The organism is Polaribacter sp. (genome assembly GCF_049276715.1).
Classification (GTDB): Bacteria; Bacteroidota; Bacteroidia; order Flavobacteriales; family Flavobacteriaceae; genus Polaribacter.
Map to the genome: position 1 here is coordinate 169,340 of NZ_JBASWY010000041.1, position 14,144 is coordinate 183,483.

The 14,144-nt window shown below is 30.4% G+C and carries 11 protein-coding genes; 9 read left to right on the plus strand and 2 right to left on the minus strand.

What is annotated here, in order from left to right; all coding sequences use genetic code 11:
- The first annotated feature begins 87 nt into the window (after positions 1 to 87).
- The 8 genes from WAO74_RS10565 to WAO74_RS10600 all read left to right on the plus strand — a co-directional run bounded on the left by WAO74_RS10565 (position 88) and on the right by WAO74_RS10600 (position 11,029).
- Positions 88 to 1,278, plus strand: coding sequence for an FtsW/RodA/SpoVE family cell cycle protein (locus WAO74_RS10565; protein WP_422161930.1), 1,191 nt, complete (start codon positions 88 to 90; stop codon positions 1,276 to 1,278).
- Positions 1,279 to 1,350: 72 nt separating this feature from the next.
- Positions 1,351 to 2,442, plus strand: a complete 1,092-nt coding sequence (murG, locus tag WAO74_RS10570) for an undecaprenyldiphospho-muramoylpentapeptide beta-N-acetylglucosaminyltransferase (protein ID WP_422161932.1) — start codon at positions 1,351 to 1,353, stop codon at positions 2,440 to 2,442.
- Complete coding sequence (gene murC / locus WAO74_RS10575; protein ID WP_422161933.1) at positions 2,439 to 3,791, plus strand: UDP-N-acetylmuramate--L-alanine ligase; 1,353 nt, start codon at positions 2,439 to 2,441, stop codon at positions 3,789 to 3,791. Before murG ends, murC begins: the two co-directional genes overlap by 4 nt.
- Complete coding sequence (locus tag WAO74_RS10580) at positions 3,781 to 4,506, plus strand: cell division protein FtsQ/DivIB (protein ID WP_422161935.1); 726 nt, start codon at positions 3,781 to 3,783, stop codon at positions 4,504 to 4,506. The genes murC and WAO74_RS10580 overlap by 11 nt, the downstream gene beginning before the upstream one ends.
- Positions 4,507 to 4,512: 6 nt before the next feature.
- Positions 4,513 to 5,838 (plus strand): cell division protein FtsA, encoded by a 1,326-nt coding sequence (gene ftsA / locus WAO74_RS10585; protein WP_422161937.1) that lies wholly within the window; start codon positions 4,513 to 4,515, stop codon positions 5,836 to 5,838.
- A 61-nt stretch (positions 5,839 to 5,899) separates the two neighbouring features.
- Complete coding sequence (gene ftsZ / locus WAO74_RS10590; RefSeq protein WP_422161938.1) at positions 5,900 to 7,792, plus strand: cell division protein FtsZ; 1,893 nt, start codon at positions 5,900 to 5,902, stop codon at positions 7,790 to 7,792.
- Between the two features lie 181 nt (positions 7,793 to 7,973).
- Positions 7,974 to 10,574, plus strand: a complete 2,601-nt coding sequence (locus WAO74_RS10595; protein WP_422161940.1) for a DUF6923 family protein — start codon at positions 7,974 to 7,976, stop codon at positions 10,572 to 10,574.
- Positions 10,575 to 10,816: 242 nt separating this feature from the next.
- On the plus strand, positions 10,817 to 11,029 hold the full coding sequence (locus WAO74_RS10600) for a hypothetical protein (protein ID WP_422161942.1): 213 nt from the start codon (positions 10,817 to 10,819) through the stop codon (positions 11,027 to 11,029).
- Positions 11,030 to 11,087: 58 nt separating this feature from the next.
- Here the strand turns inward: WAO74_RS10600 and WAO74_RS10605 are convergent, their stop codons facing one another.
- Together WAO74_RS10605 and WAO74_RS10610 are read right to left on the minus strand one after the other, a co-directional pair.
- Positions 11,088 to 12,275, minus strand: coding sequence for a pyridoxal phosphate-dependent aminotransferase (locus WAO74_RS10605; protein ID WP_422161943.1), 1,188 nt, complete (start codon positions 12,273 to 12,275; stop codon positions 11,088 to 11,090).
- Between the two features lie 26 nt (positions 12,276 to 12,301).
- Entirely contained in the window at positions 12,302 to 13,393 is a 1,092-nt protein-coding gene (locus WAO74_RS10610; protein ID WP_422161945.1) for a fatty acid desaturase family protein, read from the minus strand.
- Positions 13,394 to 13,513: 120 nt separating this feature from the next.
- Between WAO74_RS10610 and rsmG the strand changes: the two genes are divergently transcribed.
- Complete coding sequence (rsmG, locus tag WAO74_RS10615; protein WP_422161947.1) at positions 13,514 to 14,143, plus strand: 16S rRNA (guanine(527)-N(7))-methyltransferase RsmG; 630 nt, start codon at positions 13,514 to 13,516, stop codon at positions 14,141 to 14,143.
- The last annotated feature ends 1 nt before the right edge of the window (position 14,144 follow it).

A 14,144-nucleotide genomic window follows, 5' to 3' on the forward strand; every position in this document is an offset into this window, starting at 1 on the left:
TTATTTATATTATAGTATTAAGAAACAAAATAAAACAAAGATTAGCACAACAGTGTTTCTCTCCTTTGGAGAGATTAAGAGAGGCAAATGAAAACCATTTTTCAACATATAAAAGGAGATAAAACCATTTGGGCAATTGTTGCTGTTTTGGCAATTTTCTCATTTATGCCAGTTTATAGCGCAAGCACAAATTTGGTATATGTTGTGGGTTCTGGTTCTACTTTAGGCTATTTAATAAAACATGTGGTTTTATTAATTATGGGTTTTGGAATTATTTACGGAGTTCATAAAATTCCTTACAGATATTTTTCTGGAGGATCTGTTATAATGCTTCCAGTAGTGATTATTCTTTTAATATTTACCCTAATGCAAGGCACCACAATTGGTGGCGCAAATGCAAGTAGATGGATTCATATTCCTTTTGTTGGTATTGGTTTTCAAACATCAACTTTAGCAGGTTTGGTGTTGATGGTTTATGTTGCTAGATATTTAGCAAAAAATAAAGAAAAACAAATAAATTTTAAAGAAAGTTTATTACAGCTTTGGTTGCCAGTTGCTGCAGTTTTAATATTGATTTTACCTGCAAATTTCTCTACGACTGCAATGATTTTTTTAATGATTTTAATGGTGGTTTTTGTAGGAGGTTATCCAATAAAATACATGGCATTTATTATTGGAGCAGGCGTTTTAGCACTCGCTTTTTTTGTATTAATTGCAAAAGCATTTCCAGATGCGATGCCAAATAGAGTGCAAACTTGGCAAAATAGAATAGAGAATTTTTCTGATTCTGATAGCAAGGAAGCATATCAAGTAGAAAAAGCTAAAATAGCAATTGCTACTGGAGGTCCAGTAGGAGTTGGCCCAGGAAAAAGTGTGCAGAAAAACTTTTTACCTCAATCTTCATCAGATTTTATTTTTGCAATAATTATTGAAGAGTATGGTTTGGTTGGTGGTTTTATGGTAGTATTTATTTATTTCTTATTGTTATTCAGAATTTTTGTGGTGATTAGAAAAACAACTACAATTTTTGGAACCCTGTTAGTAATAGGAGTTGGTTGTCCAATTATTTTTCAAGCAACTATAAACATGGCAGTTGCAACCAATTTGTTTCCTGTAACAGGACAAACGTTACCACTAATTAGTAGTGGAGGAACATCAATTTGGATGACGTGCTTTGCACTTGGAATGATTTTAAGCGTAAGTGCATCCAAAGAAGAAACAGAAGAAGATATTTTAGATGATAACCCTTTAGACATTTTGCATGAAACACTCGATTAAACATTTAAATACAAATAGCAAAATTGTAATGAGTGCTACATACATCCAAATAAAAAAAATAGAAAAGTGTGTATGAAACCATATAATATACTTATTTCAGGAGGAGGAACAGGTGGTCATATTTATCCTGCAATTGCCATTGCAAACGAAATAAAACTGCGTTTTTCAGATGCTAATTTTCTATTTGTAGGTGCAAAAGATAAAATGGAAATGGAAAAAGTTCCACAAGCGGGCTTCGAAATTAAAGGTTTATGGATTTCTGGAATTCAAAGAAAATTAACGCTAGATAATTTATTATTTCCATTTAAGTTCATCAGCAGTCTGTGGAAAGCAAATTCAATCATCAATAAATTTAAGCCAGATATAGCCATTGGTACAGGCGGTTTTGCAAGTGGACCAACTTTAATAATGGCAAGTAGAAAAGGAGTTGCTACCTTAATTCAAGAACAAAATTCCTATCCAGGAATTACTAACAAATTGTTAAGTAAGCGCGCTAAGAAAATTTGTGTTGCTTACGATAATTTAGAAAGGTTTTTTCCTTTAAATAAACTTGTAAAAACTGGCAATCCTGTTCGTCAAGATTTATTAAATATACATTCTAAAGTAAAAGAAGGTAAAGATTATTTTAAGTTAGATAAAAAAAAGAAAACGATTTTAGTTTTAGGGGGTAGTTTAGGAGCTAGAAAAATAAATCAGTTAATAGAAACAAATTTAGAATTTTTTAAAAAACAAGATGTTCAACTTATTTGGCAATGTGGAAAATTCTATGATAATGAGTATAAGAAATATGATGATTTAGAATATGTTCAAGTACATCAATTTGTAAACAGAATGGATTTGGTTTATGCAGCTTCAGATATAATTATTTCGAGAGCTGGAGCAAGTTCAGTTTCAGAGTTATGTATTGTTGGTAAACCTGTTGTTTTTATTCCATCTCCGAATGTAGCTGAAGATCATCAAACCAAAAATGCAAAAGCAATTGCAGATAAACATGGCGCTATTTTATTGCCAGAAAGCGAGTTAGATACCTTTCCAATCGTTTTTGAAACCTTGCTAAAAGACAAAGGAAAACAAGAACATTTGTCAGAAAATATTAAGGAATTAGCAATGCCAAGTGCAACTACAAATATTGTAAACGAAATAGAAAAATTATTAAAAAGGTGAGTTTTAAAAATATACATAACGTCTATTTTCTCGGAATTGGAGGCATAGGAATGAGCGCAATTGCTCGTTATTTTGCTGTCAATGGAAAAAAAGTGGCGGGTTATGACAAAACTCCCTCTCAAATAACAACCGATTTACAAGATTTAGAAATAGAAATCCATTTTGAAGATCATTTAAAAAACATTCCTATTTCGTTTTTAAATCGGGAAAAAACATTGGTGATTTACACACCAGCAATTCCTAAAAACAGTATCGAACTAAATTATTTTATAGACAATAATTTTACAGTTTTAAAAAGAGCTGCAGTTTTAGGGAAAATTACAGAAAGTACTTTTTCTTTAGCGGTTGCAGGTACTCATGGCAAAACTACAACTTCTTCCATTTTAGGTCATTTAATGAAAGAAGTAAAAGCAACTTCTTTTTTAGGCGGTATTGCAGAAAACTACAATTCAAATTTAATTTTAGGAGAAGATAAAATTTCTGTGGTAGAAGCAGATGAGTTCGATCGATCTTTCTTACAATTAAGCCCAAATATTGCTTGTATAACTTCTATGGATGCAGATCATTTAGATATTTATGGAGAAGCAGAAGCTTTGCAAGAATCATTTTTTGCCTTTTCTCAAAAAGTATCTGAAACGCTAATTGTTGCAAAAGGGTTGCCTTTAAAAGGATTAACCTATGCAGTAAATGAAGATGCAGATTATAAGGCTTTTAACTTAAAAATTGATAGTGGGAAATATATTTTTGATGTACAAACACCTTCAGAAATTATAAAAAATATTGAATTCCATTTGCCAGGAAATCATAATGTAATGAATGCTTTAGCAGCTTTAGCTATGGCAGATGTATATGGAATTTCTTTAGAGAATATCAAACAAAGTTTATCAACATTTAAAGGGGTAAAACGCAGATTTTCGTATAAAATTAAAACTGATAATTTTGTTTTGATTGATGATTATGCACATCATCCTACAGAAATAAACGCTGTAGAAAATTCGATAAGAGAAATGTATCCTAACGAAAAAGTGATGGTTGTTTTTCAGCCACATTTATTTTCTAGAACAAGAGATTTTATAGATGATTTTGCATCTGCTTTATCAAAGTTTGATGAAGTTATTTTACTTGATATTTACCCTGCAAGAGAAGAACCAATACCAAATGTAACTTCTGAATGGTTATTAAGTAAAATTGATAATAGGCAGAAAAAATTGACTCAAAAAAATAATTTAATAAAAGATATTAAAAATTCATCAGCAAAAGTGGTAGCAATGTTAGGTGCTGGTGATATTGGTGTATTAATAAATGAAGTAACTAATCAACTTTTAAAACCGCAAGAAAATGAAGTTTAAAAGGTTTTTAAAATACGGGTTATTCGTTGTTTTAGTTATAGGTTTGGGCTTTTTGTATAGTTTTTCATCAGCAAGAAATCAAGAGAAAAAAGTGTCAGAAATAACTATTGAATTTGAAAAAGGAGACAACAATTTTTTAACACATGCAATGGTTAATAAATTGTTAATACAAAATAACGAAACAGTTAAAAACCAAGCAAAATCTGTAATAGATTTATACAGTTTAGAAAATGAAGTAATAAAAAATCCTTATGTTGAAAAAGCTTCGGTTTTTTTAACAGTTGAAGGGGAGCTAAAATCTATTGTAAAACAACGTACACCAATAGCAAGAATTATTAATAAAAATAGTTCTTATTATATTGATAAACAGGGTGTAAAAGTTCCTCTGTCTGATGTTTATTCAGCAAGAGTACTATTGATTTCTGGAGTGGAAAAAGAAGAAGATATTAAAGATATTTTACCTTTAATAAGGAAGATTTTGGACATCAATTTTTTGAAAAAAGAGATCGTCGGAATTAAGAAATCTGACGATGATGAGTATCAATTTTCTGTAAGAAGTGGAGATTATAAAATCGATTTTGGAAAATTAACCGAGATCGATGTAAAATTTAACAAGTTAAAAGCGTTCTACAATAAAACATTTGAAGACAAAACAATTCAAAATTATAGAACAATAAATTTAAAATATCACAACCAAGTTGTGTGCACTAAATAAACTAAAATGGAAGACAATAAAATAGCTGTTGGTTTAGATATTGGTACAACCAAAATTGTTGCCATGATTGGTCGTAAAAACGAATATGGCAAAATAGAAGTTGTTGGTATTGGTAAGGCCAAAAGTTTAGGTGTAAAACGTGGGGTTGTTAGCAACATTACACAGACTATACAATCTATTCAGCAAGCTGTAGATGAGGCAGAAAGCGTCTCTGGAGTAAAGATAGAGAATGTAGTTGTAGGTATTGCAGGTCAGCATATTCGTAGTTTACATCATAGTGATTATATCACAAGAAATAATGCAGATGAAGTAATTGAAGAAAAAGATATTGAAAATCTTGTAAATCAAGTGCACAAATTGGTAATGTTGCCTGGAGAAGAAATTATTCATGTGTTGCCACAAGAATTTAAAGTAGATTCTCAAGCAGATATTAAAGAGCCAATAGGTATGTATGGTGGACGTCTAGAAGCTAATTTCCATGTGGTTGTTGGGCAGGTTTCTTCAATTAGAAATATTGGACGTTGTGTAAAAAGTGCAGGTTTAGATTTAAGTGAAATAACCTTAGAGCCTTTAGCCTCTGCACAAGCAGTGTTAAGTCAAGAAGAAAAAGAAGCTGGAGTTGCTTTGATTGATATTGGTGGTGGAACCACAGATTTAGCCATTTTTAAAGACGGAATTATTAGACACACAGCTGTAATTCCTTTTGGGGGAAATGTAATTACAGATGATATAAAAGAAGGTTGTTCAATAATTGAAAAACAAGCTGAATTGCTTAAAATAAAGTTTGGTTCTGCTTGGCCAGGAGAAAATAAAGAAACAGAAATAGTTTCCATTCCTGGTTTAAGAGGAAGAGAACCAAAAGAAATTACTTTAAAAAATTTATCGAAAATTATACATGCAAGAGTGCAAGAGATTATTGAGCATGTTTATTTAGAAATAAAAAATTACGGACATGAAACTGCAAAAGGAAAATTAATTGCAGGTATTGTTTTAACAGGAGGTGGTTCGCAATTAAAACATTTACGTCAATTAGTAGAATATATTACTGGTATGGATGCAAGAATTGGTTTTCCAAACGAGCATTTAGCAGGCGATTCTGACGAAGCTTTATCAAGCCCAGCTTATGCAACTGCAGTAGGTTTACTAATGGAAGGTTTAGAAAAAGATATTAAAATAGAGGAAATTGTTGCAGATATTTTTGCTGACAATCATGAAACTGATATAGAAGAAGAAGACCAACAAAAAGTAGAAGTAATTGTTAAACCAAAAAAGAAATCTTTCTTCGAGAAATTTACAGAAGGTTTAAAAGATTTTTTAGATAATGCTGAGTAAGATTAGCAAGTAATAGAATAAAGAACAAACATTAATAAAAATATAAAATACAAACGTTATTATGAGCGCAGAATTCGATAACATTTTATTTGACATGCCCAAAACACAATCGAATACCATTAAAGTAATTGGTGTTGGTGGTGGTGGAAGCAATGCAGTAAATCACATGTTTACCCAAAGCATAAAAGGAGTAGATTTTGTAATCTGTAATACAGATGCACAAGCTCTAGAAAATAGTCCAATACCTAATAAAATACAGTTAGGTGCAAACTTAACTTCTGGTTTAGGGGCAGGAGCAAATCCAGAAGTTGGAGCAAAAGCTGCTAAAGAGAGTATGCAAGAAATTCAGCAAATGTTAAATACCCAAACTAAAATGGTATTTATAACTGCAGGAATGGGTGGTGGAACAGGTACAGGAGCTGCACCAATTATTGCAAAGATTGCAAAAGATATGGATATTTTGACTGTAGGTATTGTAACAATGCCTTTTCAGTTCGAAGGTAGAATGCGCTCAAAACAAGCACAATTAGGAATCGATCAACTGCGTAAAAATGTAGATTCTTTAATTGTAATTAACAATAATAAATTACGTGAAGTTTATGGAAACCTTGGTTTTAAAGCAGGTTTCTCTAAAGCAGACGAAGTTTTATCAACTGCAGCAAGAGGTATAGCAGAGGTTATAACACATCATTATAAGCAAAACATAGATTTGCATGATGCTAAAACTGTACTTTCTAACAGTGGTACTGCAATTATGGGTTCTGCAAGAGAAGAGGGTAAAGCAAGAGCAAAAAGTGCTATTGTAAAAGCTCTAGATTCTCCTTTATTAAATGATAATAAAATTACAGGAGCAAAGAATGTTTTATTGTTAATTGTATCTGGTAAAACAGAAGTAACCTTAGATGAAATAGGTGAAATTAATGATTACATTCAAGATGAAGCTGGTTATGATGCCAATATTATTATGGGAATTGGTGAAGATGATGAATTGGGTGAGTCAATTGCTGTAACTATTGTAGCTACTGGTTTTGCTGCAGACCAACAAAGTTCTATTACCAATACAGAAATAAAAAAAGTAATTCATACTTTAGAGGATGAGCAAAAAGCTACCTATAATTTTACCGAAAACAAGGTTACAAAATCACCAAGTTTAGATGAACCAATTTCTAATGCGCTAGACCAAACAATTATTCATGTTTTAGAGGATGAAATTGAAGATTCAAAACCAATAATGGATTTGATTAAAACAACTCAATCAATAGAAAACGAACCTGTAACTTTCGAGGAAGTATCTAAAAAAATTGTTTCTGAAGAAGACTTTATTATTACAAATGTTACCAAAAAAGTAGAGGTTGAAGAGAAAATAGAACCTAAAATTAATGCAGATTTATTATTCGATTTACCACTAAATTCTTATTCAGAAGTTACAGCTACAAAAGAAATAAAGTACAATTTAGAAGATTCTATAAATGCGATAAACGAAATAGAAGTTTTTGGATTCGAAGAAATTAAAGCGCCTAAAAAAGAAGTTGAAAAACGTTATGTTTTAGAAGATTTTGATGCACAACCAACCATTGGTAAAAGCTCTAGTTTTTCAAATAAAGCGAAAGATGAAGAAAATCAAATTCAATTCGAACTTAAAATTGCAACTGCAGAAACAAAAGTTAATAAGATTGAAACAGGAATAGAAGAAGCATCTCCTTTAAGCTTAACTATTACTGAGTTGCAAAAAAGAGCTGAAGAAAGACGCGAAAAAATGAAGGGTTTTAATTATAAATTTAATGATCAATTAAATAAAAACATCGATGAAATAGAACGTCAGCCAGCATATAAAAGAATGGGTGTAGATTTAGATAAAACGAATGTAAACAGTAATTCTAAAACTGCAATAAAAAAAGATGACGACATTACATTTAAATCGAATAATTCTTTTTTACATGATAATGTAGATTAGACAATATGTCACCAAAACTATGAAAATCACATCTCAAAAGGATGTGATTTTTTTTTGCCTTTCTCTAAATAAATCAGCTAATCATCGCAAATATTCCATTTGTCGACACTTTTTTGTAAAGTAACAGTTCCTCTAATTTTTTTTAGGAATCACAAACTACTTTTGTCTAAAATTATAAAAAATGAAATCAATTTTACATTACTTAACTAAAACAAAACTCTTATCATTCATTATTTTAATAGGTTTTTTTGGTTATGCACAAGAACCTTTTAATTGCGATTATAATGCATACTTATTTCAATACAATGATATTTATGCGTTAGATTTAGCCTCTGGAAGCTCTTATTTAGTAAAAGAAGATATTACAGATGGAAGTTTAAATGCAGTAGGTTATAACCCTGCAGATGGTTTTATTTGGGCATCATTAAGTTCGCCAGCAAATACCATTGCAAAAATTGGTAAAAACTTTGAAGTTGAAACATTTTACATACCAGAATTACCTTCTTCTAATAGATATGTAGGAGATGTAAGTTCTGACGGAATTTATTACCTTAAAGGAGGAGGAACTGAGTATTATAAAATAGATTTAAACCCAACTTCAGGAAATTATGGGAAATATATAGGTGAAGAAATATTATCAGTAAGTCTAAATATACATGATTGGGCATTTAATGCAGTAGATAATCATTTATATACTGTAGAGAAAAAAACAAATCATTTATATAGAATAAATCCAATTACAAGTCAAGTAATAGATCTTGGTGAAGTACCAATTTTAGCAGGTTTAAATTATACTTATGGGGCTGTTTATTTTGATGTTACAGGACGTTTTTATATATCTGCAAATCAAACAGGAACTGTGTATGTTATACAAAATGTTCAAGATTTAGAGGCTAGTTCAACTATTGATTCTAATTTATTTGCTTTTGGTCCTTCAAGTGCTTCAAACGATGGTGCAAGATGTCCAACAGCTCCTGTACCTCAAGAAGATTGTGCAAATGGAATTGATGATGATGGAGATGGTTTGTCTGATTGCGATGATCCTGCTTGTTCTGGTATTGCAGCTTGTCCAGTAATTTCTACAGAAGTTTCTACAGGAAATGAAGGTGGGTTAGAAAGTAATAATCGTTTATCAATTCAAATTAATAAAAGAAATTATTTAAGAACTAAGAAAAATTATGTTTTTGATAAGTTAAAAGCAAAAAAAGTTAAAAAATCTGAATCTTATAAAAGAACAGCTGCTAAAAATAATAGCTTTAATCTTAAAGATTTAATTCCTATGGATGTAATCTCTGGTGCACAAGCCATAGAATCATCGCCTTCAGACTTAATAAATATTACAAATGCAACAGAACTTTTTTCTGTAGATTACGTTAGAGACAATAATACGATTGCAGTAATTCTAGCAACAAAAACTGAAAACGGAGTTTACGAACACACAAAATACATTTGTGATAGACTTTTAGGATCTGAATTATTAGCCGTTTCTACAATTATTATTAAAGAACAGACTTTTATAAAATCTATTATAAAAAATGTAGATGGTAGTAAAGAATTTGTCTTAAGTTTTTCTGGTAAAATTTCTAATGATAATAATTTCGAAATAGAAAGTCACTGGAATATAGATAAATATGAAAAAAATGCTACTTTTTACAATTTTCAAATCTGGACAAATCAAATAGACGATTTAATTACTTTAGGAGAAGAAGCATTAGAATTATTCAATGCACAAAGAACAATTAGCTCTTATAACAATTCTTCACCTCCACCAGTATTTGTTAAAAAGGGAAGATATATAAATGGAGCATTAGAGTTAGAAATTATAAACACAAACAGAAGTCAAAGTATTGTTTTTGATGCAGGTTTTAAAAGAACAGAAACATCTGCAACAGAATATTCTAATAGCACAATCGAATTAAATGGAAACTATATTAGTAAACTGGTTGTAAATACAGGAAATATTTTTGATATCGGTTTTAGATTAGAAGGAAATAATAACCAAACACCAGACGATTTATTTATGTCTGATGGACCTTGGGGAGTAGACGATTCTTCAGATGGCACAACTTTAGATGCTTTTAATATTACTCAAAATGATAATATATATGCAGGAAGTGGTTATAGAGTAGAAAGAAATATTTCTTTAGAAGCAACCACAAGCACTTATGTAGCTGCTTATAGATCTTTTACACCAAGATTTCAGTCTATAGATCTTTCAGAGAATGAGGTGTTAGAGTTGGATGCAAGTGGAACAGGAGATTTAGAAATAACAATTATTAAAAAAGGTATTGAAGCTTGGGAAGATCAGTTTAGAACTATCATTAAATTAACAGAAACAGAAAGTCATTATGCAATTCCTTTAGCACATTTTGTTTCAAAAAATGGTTCTAGTATAAATTTATCTGATGCAGTATCTATGGTTTTTACAATGTCTTCTAATGGAATAGATGTTGTTAAGAAAAAAATGAACATTAAGAATATTGAGTTTACTAAAAAAGTTTTAAGCACTAACAATGAAATAATTAAAGAAAACGAAACCTTATTATATCCAAATCCAATGAACTCTAAAACAGAGATTCGCTTTTATTCAGAAACAAATACTACTACAAAAATTCTAATTTATAATTTAACAGGAATCTTAGTTAAAAAGTTAATTGTAGATACAGAAATAGGAAATAATAAGGTAGAACTTTTTAAAGAAGGATTAAGTTCTGGATTGTATTTTATTAAAATTTCGAATGATTATAGAATATACAATGCTAAAAAATTAGTGATAAATTAAATAGGATGTTTCCCTAAAACTGTCTATTCCATTTTGTAATTACCCCAAAAGTTAAGCCATCAAAAATTTATTTTGATGGCTTTTTTTTATGATTTATTAAAAATATTTCATTTATTTTTTCTGATTGTCGTAAACCATCAATCCTAGAAAAACTAATTTTCCGCCTTTATTTACAAAGGGTTAGCTTGTAACAAAGTTTTTTTATGCTCGTCTTAAGTATGTAACCAAATAAATAACACATTATGAAATCAACATACCCAAACACAATCGAAAGAGGCATTTTAACTTCAGCTTATAAAAGAGAGATTAGAGAAAATATATCTGAATCTAAAAGAGCTACTTTATCAAAAATAAAATCTATTATAGAAAATCATCATGCAAAAGTACAAAGTGAAACAGGTACAATTCTGCAAGTTTCTTTATTTGCCTTTGCCGTAATTTTAATGATTGCCTAAAAAAAATCTCACAGCTAATAAAACTGTGAGATTTTTTAATTGTTATAAGAAATAAAATTTAGCTAACGGCTTCTTTTATTCTTTTTAAAGCTTCTCTAATTTGTAATTCTGATGCTGCATAAGATATTCGTATACAGTTTGGAGCACCAAAAGCATCGCCAGTTACTGTGGCAACATTCGCTTTTTCTAGTAAGTAAAAAGCAAAATCATTTGCATTTTTAATACTAACACCATTGATGGTTTTACCAAAAAAGGCAGAAACATCTGGAAAAACGTAAAAAGCACCTGCTGGTACATTTACTTTAAAACCGTTTATTTCTCTTAATAATTGTATAATGATATCTCTACGAGTTTTAAACTCATCTACCATAAATTGTATTTTTTCAACAGGCGCTAAAACTGCAGTTATTGCCGCTCTTTGTGCAATACAATTTGTACCAGAAGTAATTTGCCCTTGCATTTTAGTACATGCTTTTGCAATCCATTCTGGGGCACCAATATAACCAATTCTCCAACCTGTCATAGCAAATGCTTTTGCTAAACCGTTAACAGTAATGGTTCTATCATATAAACCTTCTATGGCAGCAAAACTAAATGGTTTTACTTCATAATTAATATGTTCGTAAATTTCATCAGATAAAATAAAAATCTGCGGATATTTTTCTAACACCTTTCCTAAAGCTCTATATTCTGCTTCTGTGTATACAGTTCCACTAGGATTGTTTGGCGAGTTAAAAAACACCATTTTTGTTTTTGGTGTAATTGCAGCTTCTAGTTGTGCAGGAGTAATTTTAAAATCGCTTTCTATGGTAGAAGGAATTTCTACATAAGAAGCTTCACATAAAATTGCCAATGCAGAATAACTCACCCAATAAGGTGCAGGTAAAAGTACCTCATCACCAGGGTTTAATAACACTTGCATTACATTAGCAATAGATTGTTTAGCGCCTGTAGAAACTACAACTTGACTAGGCTTGTAGTCTAAATTATTATCACGTTTAAACTTTACGCAAATTGCTTCTTTTAACTCTAAATACCCATCAACTGGCGAGTAAGAATTGTAATTTTGATTGATAGCTTCTATAGCTGCATCTTTAATAAAATCTGGTGTATTAAAGTCGGGCTCTCCCAAACTTAAACCAATAATATCTTTTCCTTCAGCTCTTAATTCTCTTGCTTTAGCAGCCATTGCTAAAGTTTCTGATACAGGTAAACTGTTAATTCTGTCCGATAATGGATGTGTCATTTTTACTCTAAATTGTTGTGTTTTTGTTATGCTAATTCTGGTTTTTTTCCCAAAACACCTAAATGTCTAAAATGTTCTACAATGGCTTTACGCATAGTTTCATACTCATTGTAAGGCAAGTTAAATTCTTGTGCTGTTTCTTTTACAATTTTAGCTAATTTATCATAATGAACATGAGAAATATGTGGAAATATATGATGTTCAACTTGATGATTTAAGCCTCCAGTATAAAAGTTTACCAACCAATTGCTAGGTGCAAAGTTAGAAGTTGTGTACAATTGGTGGACTGCCCAAGTGTGTTCTAAATTGCCATCTTTATCTGGTACAGGCATTTCTGTATTTGGTACAATGTGTGCCAATTGAAAAACCAAACTTAAAATCATACCTGCTGTATAATGCATTACAAAAAAACCGATTAAAACTTTCCACCAAGAAACGTCTAAAACCAATATTGGCAATACTATCCAAAGCGAATAATAAGCCAATTTAGAAATTACTAATTTGGTCCATTCTGTAGTTGGATTTGGAAATTTTCCATAAGACAATTTCTTTTTTAAATATCTATGCATTTGCTTGATATCTGTTGTAATTGCCCAATTTATAGTTAATAGTCCATATAAGAAAATTGAATAATATTTCTGAATTTTATGTATTTTCAGCCATTTAGAATGCAAAGAAAAACGAATTATTCGACCAGCATCAATATCTTCATCATGGTCTTTTACGTTGGTAAAAGTGTGGTGTAAAACATTGTGTTGTACTTTCCAATTATAAACATTTCCTGCAAGTATATAAATGCTACTTCCCATTAATTTGTTTACCCATTTTCTCTTAGAAAAAGATTCGTGATTGGCATCGTGCATCACATTCATACCAACTCCAGCCATACCAATTCCAGTTATAACCATTAATAAAACCATAGTCCATTGAGGCATAGAAACTGTGAGTACTAAAATAAAAGGGACTAAAAAAAGCGAAAACATAATTATGGCTTTCGAATATAATTTCCAATTACCAGTTCTTTTGATGTTGTTTTCTTTAAAATAAGAGTTTACGCGTTTGTTTAAAGTTCTAAAAAACTTTGCTTTGTTAACTCTTGAAAAAGTGATTGTATTCATGTATTAAAAAATAAGTTGTAAAAATAAGCTATTTAAAATTGCTGTAAATAATAAACGCTAAATTTTGTGAAGAATTGTTGTTATCAAATAACTATTTTTGCACTTCAAACTTTATAACGAATGGAAATTATACAAAAATATTTTAGAAACTTAACCAAGATGCAATTAGAGCAGTTTTCTAAACTTCAAGATTTGTACCAAGATTGGAATTTAAAAATTAATGTAGTTTCTAGAAAAGATATAGATGAATTGTATTTACGCCATGTTTTACATTCTTTAGGAATAGCTAAAGTAATAGAGTTTAAACCAGGATCTAAAGTTATGGATGTTGGAACAGGTGGAGGTTTTCCTGGAATTCCGTTAGCAATTTTATTTCCAGAAACAAAATTTCATTTGGTAGATTCTATAGGTAAAAAGATAAAAGTTGTAAATGAAGTTGTAGAAGGCTTAGGTTTAACAAACGTAAAAACAACTCATGGCAGAGTAGAAGATGTAAAAGATACCTACGATTTTATTGTAAGTAGAGCAGTGGCTCAAATGGAAACCTTTGTTCATTGGACCAAAGGGAAAATTTCCAAAAAACAAAATCACGAACTCAAAAACGGAATTCTCTATTTAAAAGGTGGAGATTTAACAGAAGAATTGCAAAAATACACTTCAGCAACTATTTACGACTTACCTGCTTATTTTGATGAACCTTTTTTTGAAACTAAAAAAGTAGTGCATTTGCCCATTAAGTTTAAGGGATAAA

Excerpts from the sequence above, each read along its gene's own strand:
- WAO74_RS10595 (WP_422161940.1), top strand. The coding sequence starts at position 7,974 with ATGAAATCAATTTTACATTACTTAACTAAAACAAAACTCTTATCATTC.
- ftsZ (WP_422161938.1), top strand. The coding sequence starts at position 5,900 with ATGAGCGCAGAATTCGATAACATTTTATTTGACATGCCCAAAACACAA.
- ftsA (WP_422161937.1), top strand. The coding sequence starts at position 4,513 with ATGGAAGACAATAAAATAGCTGTTGGTTTAGATATTGGTACAACCAAA.
- rsmG (WP_422161947.1), top strand. The coding sequence starts at position 13,514 with ATGGAAATTATACAAAAATATTTTAGAAACTTAACCAAGATGCAATTA.
- WAO74_RS10600 (WP_422161942.1), top strand. The coding sequence starts at position 10,817 with ATGAAATCAACATACCCAAACACAATCGAAAGAGGCATTTTAACTTCA.
- WAO74_RS10580 (WP_422161935.1), top strand. The coding sequence starts at position 3,781 with ATGAAGTTTAAAAGGTTTTTAAAATACGGGTTATTCGTTGTTTTAGTT.
- WAO74_RS10605 (WP_422161943.1), bottom strand. The coding sequence starts at position 12,275 with ATGACACATCCATTATCGGACAGAATTAACAGTTTACCTGTATCAGAA.
- WAO74_RS10610 (WP_422161945.1), bottom strand. The coding sequence starts at position 13,393 with ATGAATACAATCACTTTTTCAAGAGTTAACAAAGCAAAGTTTTTTAGA.
- murG (WP_422161932.1), top strand. The coding sequence starts at position 1,351 with ATGAAACCATATAATATACTTATTTCAGGAGGAGGAACAGGTGGTCAT.
- WAO74_RS10565 (WP_422161930.1), top strand. The coding sequence starts at position 88 with ATGAAAACCATTTTTCAACATATAAAAGGAGATAAAACCATTTGGGCA.